The sequence below is a fragment of the Gordonia sp. PDNC005 genome, assembly GCF_016919385.1.
In the GTDB taxonomy this organism is placed as follows: Bacteria; Actinomycetota; Actinomycetes; order Mycobacteriales; family Mycobacteriaceae; genus Gordonia.
The window spans coordinates 359,714-384,305 of the sequence record NZ_CP070351.1 but is presented as its reverse complement, the minus strand read 5'-3'; the positions used below and the strand labels follow the sequence as shown (position 1 = coordinate 384,305).

The following is a 24,592-nucleotide window of genomic DNA, read 5'->3' as shown; positions in this document are numbered from 1 at the left end:
CGTGATTCCCATCGATCGCCCCAAGCTCGAAGGCTCGATCGCCGTCGGCGACACCCGCACCCGCCGCATCGGCTTCTCCGAGTTCGGAGACCCCGAGGGCCCGGCGATCGTCTGGCTGCACGGCACGCCCGGCGCCCGACGCCAGATCCCGTCCGAGGCACGCGAATACGCCGAGATCCGAGGCTTCCGACTGATCGGCCTCGACCGGCCCGGAGTCGGCTCGTCGACGGCCCACTCGTACGACTCCATCGCTGACTTCGCACAGGACTTCCAGACCGTCCTCAACACCCTCGGCATCGACAAGTTCTCGGTGATCGGACTGTCCGGCGGCGGACCGTACTCGCTCGCCGTGTCCCACGTGCTGTCGGACCGCATCGTCTCGACCGCGATCATCGGCGGTGTCGCGCCCGTGAACGGCCCCGACGCGGTGGCAGGCGGCGCCGTCGACATCGCGAAGTACGCCGTGCCGCTGCTCAACGTCGCGGGTCGCCCGATCGGCAAAGCGCTCAGCATGGCGCTCGGCGTGGCGCGTCCGATCGCCGATCCGGCCATCAGCATCTACGGCAGGCTCTCCCCCGAAGCCGACCGTGAACTGCTGTCGCGTCCGGAGTTCCGTGCGATGTTCCTCGACGATCTCCTACACGGCGGAAGCCGCCGCATGGAGGCGCCGTTCGCCGACCTCAAACTGTTCGTCCGCGACTGGGGATTCCGGATCGGCGACGTGCAGGCCAAGATCCACTGGTGGCACGGCGACGCTGACAACATCATCCCGTACGAGCACGGCGCTCACATGGTCGCGCTCCTGCCGAACGCCGAGCTTCACTCGATGCCGGGCCAGAGTCACCTGTCGGGCCTCGATCACGCCATCGAGATCCTCGACGCCCTCCTCGCCGCGTGGAGCTGACGGACGCGTCGACTCGAAGCTACCCCGTCACCGACAGTGCGGCGGCGAGGCCGAGGACAACACTGAGGAGAACGATCTCGATGCCGGCGTTCCGGATGGACAGCAGTTCGTCCGCGCCGTGGCGTCGTGCTTTGGCGACCCACACCGTCCTATGCCATCTCGCCACCGCGGCCACCGCGGCGAGCAGCACGATCTTCGCAAGCAGTACGCGGCCGTAGCCCGTCTGCCACCAGTCCGCGTCGAGTCCGATGCGCCCGACCGCGGCGATCAGGCCCGTCGCGGTCAGCACTGCGACCACGGGCAGTGCACGATCGGAGAACACCGGGAGCGACCTCGCCCACCCGCCGCGTCCACGAACAGTCAGGACCAGCGCGCCGAGGGTCCCAATCCACCAGGCCGCGGCCAGTGCATGGACACCGACGGCGATCGGGATCCACGTCGACTGCCCGGCGTGGCCGGTCACGGACGTCGACAGAATCCCGACCGCCGCGATGGCGCCGACAACGTACACGTCAGACGGGGTCCACCACGCCCAGGCCAACACCGCGAGGGCCCCGACGACACTGACGACCACGGGAAGTCCTGTCTCCACGCTGACCGTGAAATCGCCGACGCCGACATCCCCGGCAGGGACACCCGCCCGCTGCGCCACCTGCAACCACGCAGACACGAGCGACGTCACACCCCACACCGTGGCGACGGCCGCGATCACGCTCGGCGACGGCTCCGCATCGACAAAACCGAGCAAGCCGAGTCCGAACAACAGGCAGACCGACGAGAGCGCGAGGCCGTCGGCCCACACGGAAGGCTCCGGCGTGGCGAGAACCACCGCTGTCCCGACACCGACGAACACCGCGACGACCGACGCCGCGACGACTCCCGCGCGTGAGCGTGTCACCGAGTCATCGGCGACGCTTGACCAGCGTGAACACCACCGCGCCGCCGATGACGATCACTGCGGCCACAACGCCGAGGACGATCGGCCACGCCTTGACTCCGTGCTCACTCGATTCAGGCGCCTGGTAGTCGGCCGGTACCGCTGCGCCCGGTGTGCCGGTTCCCGCCTTGGTCAAGGTGAATGTCGTCTGCCCGGACACCGGGTGCCCGTCGGCCGACGTGACGCGGTAGTTCACCTCGTAGTCGCCCGCGGGGCCGAGACCGTTGAGCGTCACCGATGCCGTGCGGCCCTCGATGATCGGTTCACTCGTCTGCCAGAAGTTGTTGTCGGGCCCGACCACCTTGACGGTGGCGAACGCGGGCTGCAGGTCTTCGTTGAACGTCAGCGTCACTTTGTCTGGCGCCGTGGCGATCGACGCGCCGTTCTCCGGCGACGATCCGGTGAGGGCCGAATGGGCGGCGGCAGGTCCCGCGAGAACGCCCGCAATCAGGGCCGCGAACGCGATGACGACGGCCACCACGGCCGACCGCTTGACGACACCGAACATGAAACACACCCCTGACTGGTGACGAATGGAATGAGTCCATCGTCCCACGGGCACTAACCTGTAGGCGTGTCGGTCTACTCACACGGATTCGCCCGTATCGCAGCCGCTGTCCCACCCGTCGCCCTCGCCGATCCTCTGGAGAACGCGGCGCGCACGGTCGAACTGATCAACCGTGCGCACCACGAGGGTGCGGCGCTTGTCGCGTTCCCGGAACTCGGCCTATGCGGGTACAGCGTCGACGACCTCGTCCAGCAGGATGCGCTTCTGGACGACGTGATGGACGCTCTGATGACTGTCGTCGATGCGACGCGGCGAGTGTCGTCAGTGGTTCTCGTCGGCGCACCGCTGCGCATCGACGACGGCCTCTACAACTGCGCCGTCGTGATCCACGACGGTGAGGTCCTCGGTGTGGCGCCGAAGTCGTATCTCCCGAACTACCGCGAGTTCTACGAGCAGCGGTACTTCGCTGCGGCCCGTGACGCCGTGGTCGACTCGATCACGCTCGGCGAGTACGAGGTGCCGTTCGGGCCCGACCTTGTATTCGAGGCCGTCGACGTCCCCGGCCTGCGGTTCCACGTCGAGGTCTGCGAGGACGGGTGGGTGCCGATCCCGCCGTCGACGTGGGCGACACTCGCCGGCGCGACGCTGCTGGTCAATCTCTCGGGCAGCCCGGTGACCGTCGGCAAAGAGGAGTACCGCCGGGCGCTCGCGACGTCGCACTCGGCGCGCAACGTGGCAGCGCACCTGTACGTGGCATCGGGTTTCGGCGAGTCGACGACCGACCTCGCCTGGGACGGTGACGCACTGATCGCCGAGAACGGGACCCTGTTGGCGCGGTCGGACACGTTCTCGATGGACCCGCAACTGGTGGTCGCCGACATCGACCTCGACCGCATCCGTCAAGAGCGTTCACGACTGATCAGCATGCGCGACCAGGTCGGCGACTTCTCGGACCGGGCCCGCGCGATCCGCCGGATCCCGTTCGAGCTCGACGCCGAGTACGGCGTCGACGATCTGAAGCGGACCGTTCTGCGATTCCCGTTCGTGCCGACCGGCGCCGCCGACCGCGATCAGCGATGCCGCGAAGTGCTGGACATCCAGGTCCAGGGGCTTGTCGCCCGCCTCCGCGCGACGGGCATCTCCAAGATCGTCATCGGGGTCTCCGGCGGACTCGATTCGACCCTCGCACTGCTCGTCGCAGTGCAGGCGTTCGATCTCCTCGGACTGCCGCGCACCGACATTCACGCGTACACGATGCCCGGCTTCGCCACCGGTGACGCGACCCTCGCCCGCAGCCATGTCCTGATGGACTCGCTCGGTGTCACGGGGAACGAACTCGACATCCGACCGTCGTGCACCCAGATGCTCGCCGACCTCGGTCACCCGTTCGCCGACGGCGAGCCCGTCTACGACGTCACGTTCGAGAACGTTCAGGCGGGCGAACGCACATCGCACCTGTTCCGCCTCGCCAATTACCTGGGCGGGATCGTTCTCGGCACCGGCGACCTGTCGGAGCTCGCGCTCGGCTGGTGCACCTACGGTGTCGGCGACCAGATGTCGCACTACAACGTCAACGGATCGGTACCGAAGACACTGGTCAGGCACCTGATCCGGTGGAAGATCGCCACGTCGGGATATGCGGACGCCACGATCGAGGCGCTCCGCGAGATCGTCGACGACGTCATCTCGCCGGAACTCGTTCCCGCCGACGCCGCGGGCAACGTGCAGAGCACCGAGGACACCGTCGGCCCATACGAGTTGCACGACTTCTTCCTCTATCACCTCACCCGCTTCGGCTACCGGCCGTCGAAGATCGCGTATCTCGCGCGGCAGGCATGGGGCGACAAGACCCGAGGTCCGTGGTCGGACATGATGACTGACGATCAGCGCAACGAGTACACCGGCGAGACCATCGACAAGTGGCTCGAAGTGTTCCTGAAGCGGTTCATGTCGAACCAGTTCAAACGCACCGCGATGCCCAACGGCCCGAAGATCGGGTCCGGCGGCTCCCTCTCGCCCCGCGGCGACTGGCGCTCCCCCTCCGACGCTCCCGCCACCGCCTGGCTCCGAGAGCTCCACGCCGATCGGTGATCGAACCTCTGACGAGCACGGAGTGGCACCGAGCACAGGTGGTTCGCGAACTATGCAGTCGATATCGTCCACTCAGTTCACCCCATGCCTACGATCTGGCGTCAGAACTGCTGTCGCTCACGGAGGCTTCCTCAGAGGCAGACTGTTTCATCGACGCGCTCGCGGAACTCGCCTGGGACGTGGAGATCACAGTTGCCATCGCATCCGACCGGAATGACGCCGTGTCGAGTGAGCAGTGTCGAATCTTCGAGGACCGCCTCGCGGCGCTGGCGGCCAGCACGAACGGCACACCGTCTCTCGTCGCAACTGTACGAATGATTCTCGCTCGGTTCGATCGGGCGTTGGTAGGCACAGATGACATCTGCGCCTGGGCGGCTGTCATTCTCGACGGCACGGTCGGTGCCTCGCTCGCCGAAGCAGACGAGCGCCTGTACCTGCGAATGGTCGACCTCGCCTACGCGCTCGACTATCCAGCCGCGCTCCAGATCATTGACGAGGTGCTCGACGAGGGTTGACACGCTCCGCCTCGGAGTAGCCCACTGCTCGTTGAGCCGGACCGGAGCGATAGCGCAGGACCGTGTCGAAGCGAGCCGACTCGCGCGAGTGGTACCGCACAAGACGTCCGACGTTCTATAGCGCCTCGCCAACCCCGAGCCGTACCACTCCGGCGACTGCGACCCAGCACACCTCACCACGCTTCGACACGCCACCTCGGCTAACGCCTCGGAGGCGGCTCAACGAGCAGGGAGGCAGCGTCCGTGGGGCGGCTCAACGAGCAGGGAAGCAGACGTCCGCGAGGCGGCTCAACGGGAGAGGTCAGTAGATCGAGACCAAGAGGTCGAGGCCGTCGGCGAGGCAGAGACGGTGGACCGCCAGAAGGTCGCCGAATGCAGAACGGAGCATCGACTCGAGGGCTGCGCGCTCGTCGGTCCAGATGTTCGGATACAGCTCGGCGGCGTGGAATGCGCTGAAGTCGGCAGACGACAGCAGTGCGTCGATGTCGACTGCTTCCAGAGCCGCGATCACCCGAGGGAGGTCGGCTGCCGGTGTGAGCCCGAGGAAGTCCTCACTCTCGAACTCATACACTCCGACGACCGCTTCGCTGAGTGCGTCGTCCTCGATCGGGGTGGACGCCGAGGTACCGGTCAGCAGGAAGTGCAGGCCGTCCCACGCCTTGTCGACGTCGACCGACGGCGCCCCACCTTCGAGCAGCCCTTCGACGAAGTCGACGACGCCGTCGGGATCGAGGTCGCCGAGACGCTCGTCGGCGTCGGGCGGAACGCCGAGGTACACAGCGAGCAGTCCCACGTCAGCCCTCCGTCGGCTCAGTCTCGTACGCGGGCTCTGGAAGTTGCTCACCGCGCTCGACGGCAGCGAGGAGGAGATCAAGCTGATCGTGGAACGCCTGAGTCATCGTCGAGATGTCGGGCGCGAGGTCGCTGCAGGTCAACAGGCCGACGTTGAGCTTGCCAGCCGACGAGAACACCGTCATGTTGAGGCCGAGGCCGTGGAAGATCGGTGCCAGCGGGTACACCGATTCGACACGTCCGCCCAGCATGTACATGTCGAACGCGGGTCCGGCGACGTTGGACACGATCGCGTTGAACACCGGCGGGTGCAGCGCTGACAGGCGCCGATCGCCGTAGAGCCGCATCAGCGCGCCCATCGAGTTCCCAGGCGCGAACTCGGCGAACCCGCGAAGGATGTTGGCGTCGATGTCCTGGAGGTGCTGCTTGGCTATGGTCGCGTACACGCCTGCCTCGCGGAGTCGTTCGAGCGGGTCCTCGACGTCGCTCGGAAGTCGTGTGAACATGCCCGTGACCTTGTTGGTTCCGGTCTCGACGAGGTCTTTCTCCTCGGCACCGCGGACCGAGACGGGAACCATCCCCACCAGCGGTTCGGTCGGCAGTTCGTCGTGAGCGGCGAGGTACTCGCGGAGCGCGCCGCCTGCCATCGCCAGGACGACGTCGTTCATCTTGACGCCGAAGTGATCCTTGACCTTCTTGACGTCGTCGAGCGGCAGCTGCGTGAGCGCGATGGATCGGCGCGGCGACAGCGGCGCGTTGAACCTGGTCCGAGGCGCCAGGAACGGCGCAGGCATGCCCTCGCCGGAACGGACCCTGCGGATCCACTCGAACGGAACCGGAACCGTCTTCGGGATCAGCTTCAACGCTGCGACCGGTCGTTGCAGGAAGTAGTTGACCGCGCCCCCGACAGCCATGTCGCGGCGCGACGCAGGCCCAGCGGTCCGGGCCATCTTCTCGACGTCGAGCTCCGGCGGCTCCGGGGTGAGGGTCGCGAGTTCACCGAGGATGTCGGCGACCGTCGCACCGTCCACACCCGCATGATGCATCCGGAGCATGACGGCGATCTTGCCGTCCTCCATGCCTTCCAGAACCCACAGGTCCCACAACGGCTTCTTGCGGTCGAGGACCTGACCGATCAGGTGTCCGCACATCTGCGCGAGTTCCTGGACGCGGCCGGGAGACGGGACCGCGATGCGGTGGACGTGGCGTTCGATGCGGAAGTCGTCGTCTTCGATCCACACCGGATGGTCGACGTTCGTCAGGGAATCGGCGAGCTTGCGACGCAGCGACGGCATCGCGGTGACGCGACGCGCCATCTCGTTGCGCATCTTGTCGAACGAGTAACCACCGACCACGGTCGACGGGTCGAGCTGCAGGATCGCGGCGACATTCATCACCTGGGACGGGGTCTCAAGGTACAGAAATGACGCGTCCAGACCACTCAACCGTTGCATGTGGGCCCCTAACGTTGCGACTGCCTACTGATGCACTGAGGAACATGTTCCAATTCCATGCTGTCTCACAGTAGCGCCGGGAAGCCCGCGCGATGCCATCGCCGCATGGCGACATTCGACACGTCCCTAGACGGACGCCTTCTCCCGACGGGCCGCTTCGCGTGCGAGGAACCGTTCACGCTGTTCTTCGAAGCGCTTGGCGTCGAGTTCGGTCTGCTCGAGGAACGCCGCGAGCTCTTCGCGAGCCTTCTCGCCGCGGGCCCCGAAGTCGTTGCGCTCAAAGATGTTCCACTTGCGCATGACGGGCCACACGACATCGTCGAGGTGCTGGCGGATGTCGTAGATTCCGTGCTTGGCCATGATGAGGCTCATCTTGCGGAAGTTCGGCATCCCGATTCCCGGCATGTCGAAGTTCACCAGCACGCTGGTGATCGCCTCCATCGCCTGGTCCGGTGCGAGTTCGAGCGCGGCGGCACAGATGTTTCGGTAAAAGATCATGTGCAGGTTCTCGTCGGCCGCGATGCGTTGCAGCATTCGGTCGGCGACCGGATCGTTGCACGCCTTACCCGTGTTGCGGTGACTGACGCGTGTTCCGAGCTCCTGGACGGTCACATATGCGACGCCCTTGAGGAGTCCGCTGAGGTCGTCCGAGTGCGCACCCTTGGTCATGTTGGCCATGCGGTCGTTCTCGAGCGCGACGGGGTCGACGCCGCGCGTGACGACGAGGTAATCGCGCATGACGATGCCGTGGCGGTTCTCTTCGGCGGTCCAACGTCCCACCCAGGTTCCCCATGCACCGTCCGGCGAGAAGTAGTCGGTGATCTCGCGGTGGTACGACGGCAGGTTGTCCTCAGTGAGAAGGTTCAACGTCATCGCCGCCTTGGCGACTTCGCTGAGCTGCGACTGCTCAGGCTCCCAGTCCTCGCCGCCCATCGCCGCGAAGTTCCGGGCCTGGTCCCACGGGACGTAATCGTGCGGATGCCATTCGCGGGCCAACGACAGGTGCCGGTTCAGCTCGTTCTCGGCGACGGGCTCCAGCTCTTTGAGCAGTTGGAGTTGAGTCAGGTCAGACACGAGAACGGCCTCCGTCGGTTAGCAATGTGACAGGCCGCACACTATGGGAGGTTCGTGGCGTCCGCAACTTCGACGCGCGTGTCGCGACCACCTGCCTCCACTACGCCTCCGCGTTGAGTGAGACGAAGACCACTTGGACGCGCTCGAGTTTGTTCGCGATGAGGAGCCCCCTGACCGCGTCGGCGGCGCGTTGTTCGGCGAAGACCAGACGCACCTGCGTGTCGCCTGCCGCGGTGAGGGCGTCGCGGGCCTGCGACAGGATCTGTTCGGTGCCCTGCCACGCCGGATCGATCGCGCCGTCGGGCAGGAGGTGCCCGTCGTACCCGGCGCCGTAGGAGAGGAGCAGTGTGCCGTCGCTCGCGCGGCCGTCGAAGTTGAAGCCACCGACTTTGAGCGTGTAGCCAGACGGGGCGTGTGCGATCTGACGGTTGTAACGGCGGGCGGGCTCGCTCGCCTTCGGAGCGGTCATCTGCCAGCCCTTGGCGGCTTCGGCGATTCGGTTGCCGGTGGTGGCCGCGGTATCGATGACGGCAGGGTCGACGGTGCCGTTCACCGTGACGGTGAACCGGGACTGCGACGTCATGTCTGAGGTCTGCGTATACCGGATGGTGCACGTGACGTGGCCACGACCGTTGATCGGCATCGTTCCGCTTCCGCTGCACGCTCCGACTTTCCGATCGCCCGCTTTGAAGTCTGCGGTCAGCCCGATCGTGACCGTTCCGCCGACGAGCCCGGAGTTCGCGTTGGTCAGGTCGTAGTTGACGAAGCAGGTCGGCCCGTTGCAGTCCAGGCTGCCTGTCGGGTCGCCGATTGTCATCGTCGACGACCCGATCCGGCCCTCGGCGACGGCGGACTTCGCCGAGGAGTAGAAGTCTCGGACTGCGACCGACGTGGCCGGTGTGACGCGGAGGTCTGCGTCGACGCGCGGCCCGATCGGTCCGCGCAATGCGGTGAGCGTTCCGGTGTCGTCCACGCCGATGCTCATCGAGGAGGCGGTGAACCTGCGGGTGCCGGCGACGCCGCCGTCGGCGTCCTCTACTTCCACCTCGGTGATGTTCGGGCGGTCGGTTCCGGACGCGACCCGGCGGTCGGGAGTGTCGGTGAGACGCCCGACGTTGGTGCCGGTCACCTCAGCGTCGCCGAGGATCGCGTCCTGTTGGCCGAGGAGCAGGCCGAGCCGGGACGGGAGCAGTGCAACACCGAGGTCGACGTCGAGGAACTTCGTACCGATGGTCACCCATTTGTCGGACAGCGACTTCTCGGTCAGCACACCTGCGGGCTGCCGGGGGCCGGGCCGGGCGGACCAGAAGGAGGAGTCGCCCTTGACGAGAGTCATGTTTCCGATCTGCAGGACTTCGGCGGAGCCGCCGCCCTGCCGGAGCTTTCCGCGGAGGTCGCCCGTCGCGGTCACTGTCATCTTCGTGATGTCGATCGTCGACTTCGACCCGGTGCTGCCGCCGAGCGTGATCGTGCCGTCGTACGTGGCGCCTGGCGCCTCGGCGAGTGACAACGACGCCGTGTTGACACCCTGCAGGGCACGCATGGCCTCGTTCGGCGCGGGAGTCCCGTCCATGGACGGCGCCAGAACGCCGGACAACGTGACTCCGAGCAGGACTGCGACTGCGGCCGCCGCCCCACCAGCGATGATCAGCTTCTTGCCCACGACGTAGTTCTCCCCACTACAACGACTGAGTTGACGTCGACTGTCTCACGTTTCCGTCCAGAAACGTCATTCCGGTCGTTTGTGTGTCGGACGCGCCGCGGGCGTCCAACATTCCCCGATTTCACGGATTACGTCGTAATCCGGGGGCGATATCCACCTATCCGGGGAACGTAAAACGGCCGAGTGGGTCAGCCCGCGAGCCGCCCGAGAATCTCGACGAGCTCTTCGGTCGGCACGATGGTGAGACGCTCATCATCGACTGTCGAGATCCTGGTGATCGTGTCTCGATACCAGTGGTAGACGTTCGGCGACACCGACCACGCGGCGTCGGTGAAGATCCGTTCTGCGGTACCGGCGAGATGAGAGATCGCACCGAGCACGTCGATGGACTCCACGGGATGCAACAGCACGCAGTTCCGGTCGGGAACGGCGAACACGACTCCGTGCGGCATGTCGCGGCCGAACACCCGATCGACGAGGTTCGCCATCGACAGAGTCTTCGACGCCGTGTAGACGGATCCGGCCACGAAGGTGAGGACACCGTCGTCCGAGGTCCCGATCTCCTCGATCGGTTCGGCATCGGTATTGATCTGTCCTGCTCGGAACAGTTCGTCGATCGGCAGCCCTTCGGCGACGGTGCTGTCGAAGTAACTGACCGTCTCCGGGAAGTCGACGCACAAGACCGCGGCCAGGTCTGCGGCGACGGGACGCGAATGCGTCGCGAGGTCGAGGCCATTCATGTGCAGGGCGTCGACGGGCAGGAGCCTGGTCCGGACACGCTGAAAGAGTTCGTCCCGGCCGAGGTCACGCACGCCCGGCGCGCCCGTCGTCCGGGCCATCGCCGCGAAGTGATGGGTGACGATCTGCGGCCAGTCAGACCGCGGCGCACTCGCGCAGGTCGTCATCACGTTGTCGAGCGCGAAACGCATACCGTCAGACCCGATCAGATCGGCACCCGTCTCGTCGACGATCGCCTCCACCCCGTTCTCGCCGAGAGTCCGCTGAGCAAGGCCCCGGATCCAGGCGACGTCACCGGCCGACAACCGGCCGAACACCTGGTCGGGCCGGTCGGACGGCTCCGGCGCAGACGGTCCGCTCCGGCGGCGACCGAAGATGCCCACGTCAGCCCGCGACGATGACGCTGTACGTCAGCCGGAACCGACCTGCGGACTCCACACCCGACACTGCGACGGTGTACTTCGGGTTCGCAAACGTCGCATCCCGCTGCTGTCTCGCGGGGCCCGGAGACAGAACCTCCTCGAACTTCGCTGCGCGGAGCTTCTTGACGGCATCGTCGAACGAGGTCGCGGTCGCCCCGACCACTTCCATGCCGACGGCGTCTTCGACCTGCGAGTCGTAGCTGGTGAACATCGCCCCGACCACCGGCACGTCCTTCGGGAAGCCGTCGGGCACGGTCGCCGCCGTCGTCTGCGGCGCCTCAGCGGCCGTGTCGTCGCCGCATGCGGCGAGGAACGTCAACGCACCGACAGTTGCCACTACTGCAGCGATCTTCTTGAAACGCATTCTTCCCCTGGTCGCGTCGACGGGAGTAATCAGCCTTTCACAGAGTACCGCCCGGTCGACTCGACGAGGGTCGACCCACGTGTGCGGTTATGCACATACGCCGTCGCCGACGCCAGATTCGGTCCCACACCCAACGGATCAGGACTCGTATATGAAGCGCCCGGGGTTTAGTTCCGAGTCTCATAAAAGAGAATCGGAAGTTGCCCAAGAAGTTCAGTGCGGAGACCCGTAACCGTGCGGTCCGGATGGTCTACGACCGTCAGGCCTTGGAAGGCGGTCCGCGAGCAGAGTGGACCCGGGCAGTGGCACCGCAGCTGGGGGTCGGCGTGGAAACCCTGCGGATCTGGTGCAACCGACACGGTCCGACCGATGCGCACCCCGACCCGCAGGAGTCGCTCGAGCAGGAGAATCGCCGACTCCGCCGTGAACTTGCCGAGTCACGCCGAGCGAACGAGATCCTCAGAGCAGCCTCAGCGTTTTCACCGCGGAAACCGACCGCCCCACGACGAGATGATCGCCTTCATCGACAAGTACCGCGATCAGTTCTCCGGTCGAGGCCATCTGCCGGGTACTCCAGACGGCAGACTGTGGGTTTCTCACCTCACGCGGCTATCGAGCCGCCAAAGCTCGGCCGACCAGAACTCGAGCGGTGCGCGATGTGATGCTGATCGAGGACATGCATCGGATTCACGCCGAGAACTACAGCGTGTACGGATACCGCCAAATGCACCACAGAAGCACTCACAATCTGAGCCCTCCGGAGAACCCGGGACAGTGGGTTGACCCAAGTATGCGGGCTATGCACATACGCAGTCGCCGACATACTCTAACGACACAGAAGGCCCCTCAACCTAGATTGAAAGGAGCACGAATTCCCTCAGGATTCTGAGATAAGGCGTCTCTAGTTTCTGGATCGTATTCATCTGGATCACTCGTAGCGATCTGCAGTATGGAATCGAGTACACCTACCGTACTGGCCCCAGTTGTCCGATAAGCATTCCGAGAAACCGGGCCAGAAATAGTTGTCCTTGCCTCCGTGAATAGATCCACAAGCTCTACTTCTTCGCCCAGCTCTGAGCCGTTCAAGAACAGCGGAAGATTCAATCTGTTCATAATCGGGAAGACGCCTATGTGGCACCAATCGTCCCCCCAGCCGCCACGAACCCGGGGAATTATCCACTCCCACGCCACCACTGGACTAGAGATGACATCGACCACCGTCTCACGATCAAGCCGACTCGACGCCTTGTCGTACTCAATTTCCGTCCCGCCATCCCTGAATGCAACAAAGATCGGGGCATCCGTGCTGTACGAGTCCGAGAAGTGGACGACTCGATCCCCTGGCACGCCCAGGACGTAGTTCTGGGCATAGACTTGAGTCAGCGCCATCTTCCCACTGGGCAACCTGTACCCGAGGACTTCACCAATAGAGAACGGCGAATTCACTCGCCCCTTCTTATCCTTAGACAAAATCGACACCCTTACCCATCTTAAACCGCGATGCAGCAAGTTCATTCGATGAAAGATCGCCGCCGGCCTTCAGATACTTCGATTCAATCATTTGATTTCTCTTGTTCTCCAAAATTCCGAAACCATGCCCGCCCACGCCGTTTCGATCGTTAATATGGTGCTGCTCAAGCCGCGATAGGCTAATATTCTGATCTCCACGACCCAGCACGTCGAATCTATACTTCGCACGGGGATTTCCCGTCGTGACCTTTAGTTTCGCGTTATGTGACCACTGACGAGCCTTAAATCTTGCAGGATTCTTCGCCTGCCCGACGTACTCTTTCCCCGTCCGCGCATTAGTCCGCAGGTATACGACACCATCCGTGCACTTTCTTAGTCCGAGTGGGTCGACCCAGGTATGAGGGTTATGCACATACGCCGTCGCCGACGCCAGATTCGGGGCCACACCCAACGGATCAGGACTCGTATACGACGCCGTCTCCGGATCATAGAACCTGTGGCGATTGTAGTGCAGACCAGACTCCGGATCGTACTGCTGACCAGCAAACCGCAACGGAGTCGACACACCCGACCACCGTGTCCGACCCCACACCGACCGCGACGCAACACCAACAACCTGACCCGTCCCCGGATCAATCAGCTCCGTCGGCGCCAACGCCAAATCAGACACAATCGCAAAGAACTCATCATCAACCCGAGCCTGCGACCACCCCTCAACACGCCCACCCGACTCGACACGGCCAGACCCCGCCGCACCATCGGGTGTCACATGCCGGGCATGCTGCTCCAACGGCTCACGGGTATCCGGGTGATACACCCACACCAACGACGACGCCGCACCCGACACCGCCCCGGCACGATCCGAACACGCAATCGACGTCTGCGACACCACATCATCGCCATCCCACCCGAACACAACCTCATCCAGCACCGCCCCATCAGCACCGGTATGCGTCTTAGACACCCGCCGACCAAACGCGTCATACCCATACCGCCACACCGAACCCGACGGCGTCACCACCGACCGAATCTGACCGGCCCCGGTATAGGTAAACCGCGTCACCTCCGGCTTACGCGACAACCTCTGATGACGACGCTCCACCAACTGCCCAGCACCGTCATAGACAAACCGATCAGCACCAATCCGCGTCACCAACGTCCCCGACACCGCAACCGACCGATCACCACCAGAAGCAGCCGGACCCGACCGCGGCGACGACGCCACCCCGGCAACACCAAGACCACCCGAGACCCGATCAAGAACACCCGCCGGGCTATACCCGAACCCCTCCGACACCACCGCACCCGAGGCCCCCGCACCCGAAGCAGGAACCGCCGCAGTGATCCGCCCCTGCGCATCCACCGAGAACCCCGCCGAACCACCACGCACATCACGAACCGACTCCACATACGAATCAGCCCGATACGACCATGACCGCCCCGCCACCACCGACAACGAACCCGCGGCCTGCCGACCCGACGCCCGAACACCCGCACCAGCCGCAGCCGGAGTCGGAGCCGGCAACGCCGACACCACCTGCTCAATCAACCGGTCCCGCACATCAAACCGCTGCGCCACCACCGCCCGCGCACCCACGGCCCGCGACACCTCACGCCCGGACCCGTCGTAAGCAAAACGCAACCCATCAACCACACCCGCGGTCGACCGATCCGCAGTCGTAGCCACCTGCTGCAACAACCCCGACTGATCCCACACAAACAACGACTCCCACCTGCCGCCACCAGCAACCTCAGCAGGCAACTCCACCGTCCGCACCGACGTCCGCCCAACAGGATCAGGGCGCCACCGCGCACTAATGCCGTTCACCGTCTCGCCGACCAACACACCAGAGGCCGGGTCGTACTCGAAGTCGACAACCGCATCAGCATTAACAGCACGCACCATCTGCCCAGCAGCCGAGAACGTGAACTCCGTCCGACCATCAACATCAGAAGTGAACGCCCACAACCGGCCGGCAGCGTCATACTCATTGACCACCGCCCGACCCAACGCGTCGACCCGCTCAACCACACGCCCAACCGCATCCAACCGATACGACGTACGCGCACCGTTGTAGTCCGTTTCGCCGATCAGGCGGCCCGCACGGTCATAATCGAACGTCCACGAATGCCCGTCCGGGTTGACCACCTCCTGAACCTGCAACTGCGTGTCATACCGCACACGGATACGACCACCAGCAGCATCAACCATCTCCACCGGCGAATCCATCGGTCCGAACAACGACGTCCGACGACCACCGACCTCATCCACCGACGCCACAAGGTTTCCCTCAGCGTCATAGGTCGCACTCTCCCGCGAACCATCCGGATGAACCCGCTCCACCAGGTCACCGCGCGCGTTCCACGATTGACGCGTCTGACGGCCATCAGGATCCATGATGGAGGTGACATTGCCGAACACGTCATAGTCATAATTCACCGCGCGCCCCGAGGGATCGATCACCCGCACCGGACGACCCGCACCATCACAATCGATCTCCGTCACCGCACCCGACGGATCAACAATCCGCGACAGCACCGACCCCGACACCCGGTACTCGAACTCCCGACGCGTCACCAACCCCGCAGGATCGGTCACCGACACCACATTGCCGACCGCATCAACCTCGAACTCAGTGACCCGACCAGCCCCATCAACAACACGAGTCGGAACACCCAACCCGCCGTAGTCCACCCGCACCGACACCCCGCCAGGACCCGACTCAGCAAGCACCAGACCATCAGCATCACGCTCGAGGACGCTCACCCCACCATCCGGGGCGACCTCACGCACCACCAGACGACGAGAGAACTCACGAGTAGTGACCCCGCCGGCAGCATCGATCGACTGCCACACATCACCATCACGATCACACCGGTAGATCTCACACCGAACATCACCGAGGACCTCATCACGCCACAACGACGGGTCAACATCGGCGAACACACGTCCGGCGGCATCACGATGATCAGCACCGCCCGCCATCACACGATCAGGCAGAGTGATCCCAACACCGGCCAGACCGCGCTCGGTCAGAGCAGCCACCAGATCAAGCGCATCAACAGCCTCAAGCGTCCGAGCAATCGCCGCAGCATCATCACCGCGCGAGCCGACATCCAACGCCGCCGCAGTCTGAATCATCACCGACAAACGCCCGCCAGCAGCCGCACCGGGACCAGCGTCAGGCAGATACACAGTGGCATTGGCATACACACCGCCAGTGCCCGCCTGAGCCACACACCGCCCGGCCTCGTCATACACGTACCGATACGTCATCCCATTACGGTCAGACCACGACGACACACGACCGGCCGAATCGTACGTATACCGCAACGGCACGCCCTCACCGGCAAACACGGCAACCAGCTCGTCACTAATCGAGTACTCGTACCGCACCACCGCAAGCGAGACGCCGCCCTCATCGGCGACCGACAACCCGACAACCCTGCCCGACACCCGATCGCACGCAACCGACACCACCGCACCGCCGGTCAGACGAACCCGATCAGGCAGACCAGACTGCCTGTCGTACTCCACCTCGTAGCCATGACCACTGTGGTGAACCGCCGCCGTCAACGCGACCACCACCGAAAAGCCGGTGACCGCAGCCAACGACGAACCCGACATCGTTGCCGACGACTCCCACGACTCGTCAGCGTCAGCCTTCGCCGCGCCGTCCTCGACGTCGGGCATCGTGACCGACGAGAACTCGCCAACCATCGAATACACATACGTCACACCAGTCGCGACGTCGCGAACTCGGTACGCGCCATCAACGAACGACAACCGCCAGCCAGCAGTATCAACAGACCCCACCTCGCCGTCGCCGACGGGATGATCGAACTCAACGCCGAGACCATCAGGGCCGATGAACACCACCCCGGACTCGGTCACCTCAACACACGAATCGAACACCGACACCCACGACGGACCGAACGACCGACCCGCACGGAACGACGTCATCAACCCGCGCTCAAAAGCAAACGGAAACGCACCGTCAATCCGGAAATCGACCTCGACATCAACAACATCACCGGAGAACACGTCGACCGGGTCATTCGCACACGCACGCCCGAGCTTGCCCAACTTGCCGAGCTTGGCAACCTGCGTCGCCTTACCCAGCCCCGGTATCGCATCCAACGACGACATCGCGAACTCGCCCCACGACATGTTCCCGTTCAACGTCAACGCCAACTTCATCAACATGCCGACACCGATCAACGCCGCGCCGATCGCCGTACCGATCCCCGGGAACATCGCAACGATCCCACCGACCGTCACCAGGATCTCCGAGATCAACTTCAGAATGTCGGCATGCTCATCAATCCAATCCCCCACCGCACCGAAGAATGCCTTGATACCCGACGGATTCTCCTCGAACGGAGTGTCCTTCTGCCCATCGATGATGTTCTGCGCCGCAGTCGCCGCATCGTGCATCGTCACCTGAATACCCTCGGCATCAGCCAACAACGCATCCCACACACCGCGAGCACGGCGATATTCCGCCCAGGCAGCAGCCAACTCTGCCTGAGTCTCATTCGCCTTAGCTGTCGCCGCCGACGCCGTAGCCGCAGCCTGCCCCTCCTTGGCCGCCAACCCCGGCCCGGCCGGCGTCGCCGCACCCGCAGCCGCAGCCGTCGCCGACGCCGCATGATCGGCCTGAGCCACCGACTCCGCCGCACGGTCAGCAACCAGCTGAATCTCCAAACGATTGACATTCGTCGCGGCCGTCTGCACCGCACCATGCGAACCCGGTGCCTGCGAACGAATCACCTGCATATGCGAATGGTCGCCCTCGAACACCCCGCCGAACGTCTTGATCGCCGCACCCACAACCTCATGAGCACGCCCAGTCACATCCAGCCAACCCGGCAGACGATCGTCCAACTTATCGCGAAACGCCTCAGCCTCATCCCCCTGAAAACGGGATGAATCCAAACTGCGAATCACTGACGCAGCCGTCACACAATCAGCCGCAAACTTGGTGTACCGCTGAGCACCCGCCAACACCGCCCACGGCTCGCCATTGAGATACATCGGACGCCCAGGACTGGTGAACGTCTCCAAGCCGGGAAGCAACTCAGCAGGCATAACGACATGACCCCCTCAAATCCCGCAGGCCACGGGACAAGACTCGAACTAGAAGTGACTCGAATAGAAAGAAAGCCGACCACCGGTCACCCAGTGGTCGGCCCGCAGCCCACAATCAGGCCTTGCCGCCAGTAATCGACTGCTGAACACCCTGTCGCATAGCCGCGACAGCCTGCGTGTTGTCCCCAAGCGCCGCTTTGATCTGGCTCAACGTCTGAGTGATCGACTCGAATCCATCACTCACCTTCTGATGAACACCCGAATACTGCTCGTGCTCGTCGCCGTCCCACGAACCCGACAGCGTCTGCAGTTGTGTCTTCAGCTCGTCAACCGAGCCCTGCAGGCTCGTCGCCGCAGTCTCCACCCGGTCTTCGGCCGCCTGCGCAGCGGCCGGGTCGTATCCGTACGATCCGTCAGTGGTCATGTCTGTGTGCCCCCTACGAGCGAGATGTGTCTACGGTGATGCCGGAGTCGTCGTCAGACGTTCTGGACGTGGAAGTTCATCTGGGCGCCGGCTGAGCGCACCTGATCGGCCTGATCCTGCTTGCCCTGATCAAAAGCCTTCGCAACATCGTCAGTGCGCAGGCCGAGCTGCTCGAGCCCCTTCTGGACCTGAGTTCCAGCCTCCATCCACTGCGAATGCAGGTCACGGAACGCCTCTTCGGCACCGTCCTTCATTCCCGTGCCCAGCAGGTCGTTCATCGCATCGTCGAATTCCTTCGAATTCGACGAGAACTGCGACAACGCGTCTTCAAGATTTCCCGAGTGATTCTTGACGGCTGCCGTATCGACAGACCATGCCCCACCAGTGGTCATGAGGCCACCTCCCCAATGCTTGGATTTCACGAACTCTGACGGACCGGTCGCCCGACAGCACCACCCAAACATATCGGGCGAACCGAGCCGGTGCAACAGGGAGAAAGCTGTTTGAACGACTCCCCTCAGATGCGAAACCCGCAGGTGCAGACCGAAATTCGGCCTTCAACCTGCCGGACGCACGAAGCCGCCGCAGTGCCCTTCGCTTACCAGGCGCACTGCAGCGGCTTCGCGACGAGAGATTCGTTCAGTTGCCGGGACCGCGCGGAGCCCCCGGATTGCTGCGAGGCCCCTGCATCGAGTCCGGCAGCTTCAATGTCGGGAGCGACGGCGACCCCAGATCAGGCATCGGTCCGCCCGGGATCCGCGCATTCCCGGGCAAGGGGATCTCCGGGACTCGTGGGCGAGGCCCGGGGATACCCTGACGCGTCACAGTCGCGTGCATCAGATAGACGTTGTAGCTGCTCCACTGCGACATCGTGAAGTACAGGTCGTTCCCCTTCGACCACGGGTGAATGCTCGCCCCGTAGATCGACGGGTAGTTCTTACCCGATGCGACCACCTGCGGCTTCGTCCACGGGCCTCCGGGCGTGGCCGCCTGGCGCAGGACGATGCCGTTGTTGAAGACGTCTGTCGACAGCATCAGCCAGCGCTGGAGCGACGGGCTCCACTGGACCGAGACCTCGCCGATTCCGCCGGACACAATCGGAGTCGGTTCCGAACGGAGACCGCGGACCCACCGACCGTTCGTCCAGTACTGATACGCCGACTTGTTCAGGATCTGGCTCTCCGGCACCCGCGCCACGTACACGCCACCAATTCGGCCCTGTTCGGTGCCGAACATGTAGACCATGCCGCCCTTCTTGGCGAGCGCAGGCATCTGGAAGTTCCTCGCAGGGCCGGCGTTCGTCCAGAAGGCATTCCCCGACTTTCGCCACGTGGCGCCGTTGTCCGTCGACACCGCGATGCCCGCGTAGTTCGACGTCCACGAGCCCGGCGCAGGGCCGTACTGTCGAATCGACGCGTACGACATGTACTGCCGCCCGCCGATCGAGATGCCCGACGTCGGAAGAGTCGTGATCTCGCTGCCGTTCACGCGCCGAGCCGGGATGATCTCCCGAGCATGATTCGCGCGGTTGGTCAGGAACCCGCTGTAACTGAACTGACGGAGATCCTTCGACGAACTGTAGGCGAGCGTGTTCACACGCCAGTCGAATCCCGTGGGGGCCTTGGTTCCCGTGTCTCCGGCGAAGCCCGATCCCTGCTGGCCGCCCTGCGTGATGTTCACGTACGGCAGTGCGGGGAAAGGGATCTGCTTGGGCATGATCGGCAGATTGAATCCGTCACCGCTCACCAGTGGCGGCTGATCACTGTTCTCACCCGTCGGACGCGGAGTTCCGAAGGTGTCGCCGAACATCGTGATGACCTGGCCGTTGCCGTTGTCCCACATCACCGCGTTGCCGCTGCCCGCGACACCCCACTTGGTGTCTGTGTGATCGGCGGAGTCGGCGCCTGTCAGCTTCGCGACGAAGGCGTTCGTCACGCCGCCCTTGGTGATGGGCTGCCCCGTTCCGCGCTTCTCTCCGACATCCTCGGGATTCGGTCGCGGGTACAGATCGGTCGGCGCATCCGGTGTCACGCCAGGCCCCGTCGGGGCGGTGTCGTCGTTCTCCGCTGGTTTCGTCGGGAGCTCCGGCACCACTGGCGCCGGCGGAATGATCATGTTCGCCTGCTCGACGTTCGGCACCGTCAACTGCGGTTGAGCGTTGAGGTCGATCGCCTCGTCTTTGCTCGACGGACTCGACGACGAACAGGCCGTGATGGTGAGGACGGCGACCATCGCGACCGCAGCCCCTGCCAGCGCCGTTTTTGCACGCCCAGGGGCGCGTCGGGTTGTCATCGGGTAATTCCCCTCGTAATCACTCATGTCAGACTCAGTTGATTCGCCGGGTCATCGCCCGTAAACGGCTGCTTGGGCATGCACCTTCTGCACAAATCCGGGCGTTCCGTTGAACTGCGTGACGGCGCGTGCCCAACCATCCGACTGGCGGAGGTCGCCGCCGGCAGCGCACAGGAAACGTGCTGTGGTGAGCGTGGCGTCGTCGAAGTTGTCCGGATCAGCCTTGCCGTCGTTGTCGGCGTCGGTCGCGAACTGCTCCCAGCGGCTCGGCAGGATCTGCATCGGCCCCATCGTGACGTCGATGCGCGTCGAACCGTCGTAGGTTCCGGCGTCGGTGTCGGCACGAGGCTTCGCCCGTTCGGGGTTGGCCTGGCGGAGGCCGCGGAGCTCGGGTGTCACTCGTCCGTCCGAACCGATGGACGAGTTGCCCGCCTCACCATGGTCGCTCGACACGTTTCCGATCGCAGCGAGCGTCGACCAGCCGAGACTGCACTGAGGGTTGGCCTTGGCCATCGCGGCCGCCGCGTACGCGTACGACTGCAGGGCCCGTTTCGGGATCCCGTACGGGTCACTGTGGAGCTCGGCCCACGCCTGCAGTTGAATCGACGGCACATCTCGCTGCGTTTCGCCCTCGTCTTCCTTATCGAGACGCGGCGAACACGCGGACAGAACTACTGCGGCGAGCACGACTCCGACGATCAGAATCAAGCGCCCCCGCGTCACTTGACGGCTATGCACGGCCAGGACGCTACCGCACTGGCCGAATGTCTCATTCGGCCAGTGTCGGATATCACTCAAAGCGCAGTCGAGTCAGGCGCCGGGCGTGACAGGGTTCCACTGAAGTCCTGCGCGACCGTCGCGGCGAGCTCGACAAAGGCCATTCGGGTCGGCTTGCTCACCAATTCCAGATCGACTTCAGCGCCTTCCGCGAGATGGTCGTCGAACGGAATCCGATGCACTGCACGGGTTCTCGCTCGGAAGTGCTCGCCCAATTGATCAGTGTCGATACTTGACGAGCCGGGTCGCGCCGAGCTGAGGACAACAACCGCACGAGACGCGAGATGTCCGTAGCCGTGGGCTTCGAGCCAATCAAGGGTCGCCGCAGCGCTCCGAGCTCCATCGATCGCAGGTGAGCTGACGAGAATGATCGCGTTCGCCGCGCCGAGCACACCAGCCATTGCCGAATGGCTCAGTCCGGTACCGCAGTCAGTGATGATGATGTTGTAGAAGCGCTGCAGTACCGCGATCACTCCGCGGTACTGCTCCTCGTTGAACGTCTCAGCGGTCGCCGGATCACGCTCTGAGGCAAGCACCTCAAGTCGGCTCGGCGCCTGCGAGGTGTGGGCCCGGACGTCGGAGTACCTGTTCAGGTTCGAGTCATTCAGCAGATCTCTGACAGTCGACGACGTCTGTTGCGGAACCCGTTGGGCGAGAGTGCCCAGGTCTGGATTGGCATCGACAGCGATCACGCGATCGCCACGCAGGGACGCGAGCGTGGAGCCGAGTGTGACAGCGGTCGTCGTCTTTCCCACGCCGCCCTTCAGCGACAGCACCGCGATGCGATAGTCACCGCGAATCGGCTGATTCACTGCTTGAACCAGCGCCTCGTACCGGATCCCGTCCTGTGATTCACCCGGGTTCACCGTTCCGCCAGTCATCTTGTAAACGGCGCGACGCCAGCCCGTCGAGGGTGCACGCCGGGCACGTTTCAGGAACGCCACGTCGTCGATCGACGGGGGTGGCCCAACCCGCTGAGGTTGTTGCTGCCCACCGATCGCTCCCCCAAATTGCTGCTGGGGCGACTGTTGGCCGTATCCAGACAGCGGCGCGGCGGAACCTGGTCCGCCGTAGTGCGGCTGATGTGAAACCGGCGCAGCCTGAGGTCCGTTGGCCCCCGACTGAACTGGCGGCGCAGGCGGAGCTGCCTGCTGCTGTCCCTGGTCGTCTGCGGCGGGCACCCAGCTGGGCAGTGCCGCGTTGTTCGGTTGCTGATCGTGTTCCACGAGTAGTCAGTCCCTCTGGTCAGGCATACGTTGGCAGGATGGATTGTGACAGGCGATTCATGGACGTGATTCGCGCGGCGGCACGGTGGTCGTCGAGAACGAGTCCGCGACAGTCGCCGCGAGTTCTAGGAACGCGGTCCGCGTATGCCTGTGCATTTGGTCGAGATCGACGTGCGCCCCGGCGGCGAGATGATTGTCGTAGGGCACGATCTGCACCGCACGACACCGCCCGAGGAAGTGCTCGGTGAGCACTTCGATGTCGACAGGTGCACCACCCGGCTTCGACGCGGAGATCACAACCACCGCCTGGCTCACCAGCCTCTGGTAGCCGTGAGCGTTCAGCCAATCGAGCGTCGCGGAAGCGCTCTGAGCGCCGTCGACCGCAGGCGAGGTGACCACGACGATCGCGTTGGCTGTGCTCAAAACACCCTGCATCGCCGAGTGCATGAGACCGGTTCCGCAATCGGTCATGATGATGTTGTAGTAGTTCTCGAGAATCCCGACCACGCGAAGGTAGTCATCGGCGCTGAAGGCTTCCGAGATCGCCGGATCACGTTCAGACGCAAGCACTTCGAGTCGACTCGGCGCCTGATTCGTGTGTCTGCGCACGTCGGTGTAGCGGTGCAGCGCCTCATCGTTGAGCAGATCGCGCACCGTCGACGTAGTCTCCTGTGGAATCCGACTCGCCAACGTCCCAAGATCTGGGTTCGCGTCAACGGCGATCACCCTGTCGCCACGGAGGGATGCGAAGGCCGACCCGAGTCCAAGTGTTGTGGTGGTCTTGCCGACGCCGCCCTTCAACGATAGGACTGCCAGGCGGAAGTCTCCACGAACAGGCTGACGGACACGTTGGACCATCATGTCGAGTTGCTGCTGCGACTTGCTGGCGCCGAACGTGATCAGGCCGCCGGACACCGTGTGCAGGGTGCGGCGCCACCCGTTGCCGGGCGCGCGAGTCTGCCGGGCGGGAACGAGCCGCTGCGCATCCAGCCCCGGAGGGGGCGCGAGATTCTGCGGTGCTTGGGGATTCTGGGGGAACTGGACGCCTGGCTGGTGCTGCACCTGCTGCGGAGCGACGTACGCGCCGGCCCCCGGAGGCGGCGGGTTGTGCGACGGCTGGGGCGGCATGTAGTGCGGCGCGGCGGGCGGCATCTGCTGGCCGAACTGCTGAGGAGCGACATACTGCGGCCCAGGAGCGGCCTGCGAGTAGGCCGGGTAGACGGGCGGCTGCTGCTGGTGCACACCTACCTCCGAGGCAGATGCCGGAATGTCGGCGGCAGGCGGTTGGGAATCAACCTTCGCCGACGGCAGTCGGGAAGGTGCCGCGGCGACGGCGTCGTCCTCTACGGGAACGGCCACAGGCTCGTCACTCGAGAGTGCGTCGGAGTTCGACTCGTCAACTGGCGACCATCCCCGCGCCGGGCGCGATCCGGGGATCTCTGGGATCGGGGGCACGGAGACCGTCCCGTCCTGCGCGAAGGTGCCCGATTCAGTTGGCGGAGTGACCGACTGCGGACTGTCGTATGCAGCGGTATCGACAGACGTCATCGCATCGTGCGTAGAACCTGAATCCGCGTCCTCGTCATTGCGAAGCCACGGAGGCGGAACAGAACCTGTCGCATCTGGCATCTTATGCAATCCCCTCGTTCGCCATGAGCGGCTCTTTCGCCGCTACCAGCCCATCGGCGAGGCCCAGACTAGTGCCTGCCTCCGGTCGAGTGCGATTCGAGCGTACGAATATTAGGCTGGCGAACATGGCCGTGGATACGAATGACCCCCGAACAGTCCTGCAAGCGCACAAGCTGCGGACGCGTTTGGCCGCGGACGCCGTTGTGCACGGAAGTTCCGC

General features: G+C 64.3%; 20 protein-coding genes. 4 read left to right on the top strand and 16 right to left on the bottom strand.

Annotation, left to right across the window (positions count from 1 at the left end; genetic code table 11):
- The first annotated feature begins 1 nt into the window (after position 1).
- Positions 2–904 (top strand): alpha/beta hydrolase, encoded by a 903-nt coding sequence (locus JVX90_RS01895; RefSeq protein WP_205330788.1) that lies wholly within the window; start codon positions 2–4, stop codon positions 902–904.
- 19 nt (positions 905–923) lie between these two features.
- Here JVX90_RS01895 and JVX90_RS01890 read toward each other — a convergent pair whose 3' ends face one another.
- Together JVX90_RS01890 and JVX90_RS01885 are read right to left on the bottom strand one after the other, a co-directional pair.
- Positions 924–1,802, bottom strand: coding sequence for a CopD family protein (locus tag JVX90_RS01890; RefSeq protein ID WP_205330787.1), 879 nt, complete (start codon positions 1,800–1,802; stop codon positions 924–926).
- Positions 1,803–1,806: 4 nt separating this feature from the next.
- Positions 1,807–2,349, bottom strand: coding sequence for a copper resistance CopC family protein (locus JVX90_RS01885; RefSeq protein ID WP_205330786.1), 543 nt, complete (start codon positions 2,347–2,349; stop codon positions 1,807–1,809).
- Positions 2,350–2,415: 66 nt separating this feature from the next.
- Here JVX90_RS01885 and JVX90_RS01880 point away from each other — a divergent pair, with 66 nt between their 5' ends.
- On the top strand, positions 2,416–4,440 hold the full coding sequence (locus JVX90_RS01880) for an NAD(+) synthase (RefSeq protein ID WP_205330785.1): 2,025 nt from the start codon (positions 2,416–2,418) through the stop codon (positions 4,438–4,440).
- 179 nt (positions 4,441–4,619) lie between these two features.
- Positions 4,620–4,955 carry a hypothetical protein gene (locus JVX90_RS01875; protein ID WP_205330784.1) on the top strand — a complete coding sequence of 112 codons (336 nt, stop codon included), beginning with the start codon at positions 4,620–4,622 and terminating at the stop codon, positions 4,953–4,955.
- Between the two features lie 301 nt (positions 4,956–5,256).
- Here the strand turns inward: JVX90_RS01875 and JVX90_RS01870 are convergent, their stop codons facing one another.
- The 6 genes from JVX90_RS01870 to JVX90_RS01845 form a co-directional block, all read right to left on the bottom strand.
- Positions 5,257–5,748, bottom strand: coding sequence for a YfbM family protein (locus JVX90_RS01870; protein WP_205330783.1), 492 nt, complete (start codon positions 5,746–5,748; stop codon positions 5,257–5,259).
- Between the two features lies 1 nt (position 5,749).
- A complete protein-coding gene (locus JVX90_RS01865; RefSeq protein WP_205330782.1) occupies positions 5,750–7,201 on the bottom strand; it encodes a wax ester/triacylglycerol synthase family O-acyltransferase in 1,452 nt (483 codons plus the stop codon).
- A 126-nt stretch (positions 7,202–7,327) separates the two neighbouring features.
- Positions 7,328–8,275 (bottom strand): acyl-ACP desaturase, encoded by a 948-nt coding sequence (locus JVX90_RS01860; protein ID WP_205330781.1) that lies wholly within the window; start codon positions 8,273–8,275, stop codon positions 7,328–7,330.
- 100 nt (positions 8,276–8,375) lie between these two features.
- Complete coding sequence (locus JVX90_RS01855; RefSeq protein ID WP_205330780.1) at positions 8,376–9,938, bottom strand: hypothetical protein; 1,563 nt, start codon at positions 9,936–9,938, stop codon at positions 8,376–8,378.
- A gap of 188 nt (positions 9,939–10,126) precedes the next feature.
- Positions 10,127–11,059 (bottom strand): hypothetical protein, encoded by a 933-nt coding sequence (locus JVX90_RS01850; protein WP_205330779.1) that lies wholly within the window; start codon positions 11,057–11,059, stop codon positions 10,127–10,129.
- A 1-nt stretch (position 11,060) separates the two neighbouring features.
- The gene (locus tag JVX90_RS01845; RefSeq protein WP_205330778.1) at positions 11,061–11,462 is read right to left on the bottom strand and encodes a hypothetical protein; all 402 of its coding nucleotides are present in this window, start codon (positions 11,460–11,462) and stop codon (positions 11,061–11,063) included.
- Positions 11,463–11,662: 200 nt separating this feature from the next.
- Here JVX90_RS01845 and JVX90_RS20665 point away from each other — a divergent pair, with 200 nt between their 5' ends.
- A complete protein-coding gene (locus JVX90_RS20665; protein ID WP_205330777.1) occupies positions 11,663–12,124 on the top strand; it encodes a transposase in 462 nt (153 codons plus the stop codon).
- A 184-nt stretch (positions 12,125–12,308) separates the two neighbouring features.
- On the opposite strand, the gene JVX90_RS01835 is transcribed toward JVX90_RS20665, so the two are convergent.
- The 8 genes from JVX90_RS01835 to JVX90_RS01800 all read right to left on the bottom strand — a co-directional run bounded on the left by JVX90_RS01835 (position 12,309) and on the right by JVX90_RS01800 (position 24,291).
- Positions 12,309–12,908, bottom strand: a complete 600-nt coding sequence (locus JVX90_RS01835) for a hypothetical protein (protein WP_205330776.1) — start codon at positions 12,906–12,908, stop codon at positions 12,309–12,311.
- 16 nt (positions 12,909–12,924) lie between these two features.
- Positions 12,925–18,024, bottom strand: coding sequence for an RHS repeat-associated core domain-containing protein (locus tag JVX90_RS01830; protein WP_205330775.1), 5,100 nt, complete (start codon positions 18,022–18,024; stop codon positions 12,925–12,927).
- Between the two features lie 115 nt (positions 18,025–18,139).
- Positions 18,140–18,448: a WXG100 family type VII secretion target gene (locus JVX90_RS01825; protein ID WP_205330774.1), complete on the bottom strand. Its 309-nt coding sequence runs from the start codon at positions 18,446–18,448 to the stop codon at positions 18,140–18,142.
- Between the two features lie 53 nt (positions 18,449–18,501).
- Positions 18,502–18,840: a WXG100 family type VII secretion target gene (locus tag JVX90_RS01820; RefSeq protein WP_205330773.1), complete on the bottom strand. Its 339-nt coding sequence runs from the start codon at positions 18,838–18,840 to the stop codon at positions 18,502–18,504.
- 247 nt (positions 18,841–19,087) lie between these two features.
- On the bottom strand, positions 19,088–20,740 hold the full coding sequence (locus JVX90_RS01815; protein WP_205330772.1) for a DUF4185 domain-containing protein: 1,653 nt from the start codon (positions 20,738–20,740) through the stop codon (positions 19,088–19,090).
- Positions 20,741–20,791: 51 nt separating this feature from the next.
- Positions 20,792–21,478 (bottom strand): lytic murein transglycosylase, encoded by a 687-nt coding sequence (locus tag JVX90_RS01810; RefSeq protein WP_240194017.1) that lies wholly within the window; start codon positions 21,476–21,478, stop codon positions 20,792–20,794.
- Between the two features lie 56 nt (positions 21,479–21,534).
- Positions 21,535–22,743, bottom strand: a complete 1,209-nt coding sequence (locus JVX90_RS01805; RefSeq protein WP_240194016.1) for a MinD/ParA family protein — start codon at positions 22,741–22,743, stop codon at positions 21,535–21,537.
- A gap of 57 nt (positions 22,744–22,800) precedes the next feature.
- Positions 22,801–24,291, bottom strand: a complete 1,491-nt coding sequence (locus JVX90_RS01800; RefSeq protein ID WP_240194015.1) for a MinD/ParA family protein — start codon at positions 24,289–24,291, stop codon at positions 22,801–22,803.
- Positions 24,292–24,592 lie beyond the last annotated feature (301 nt).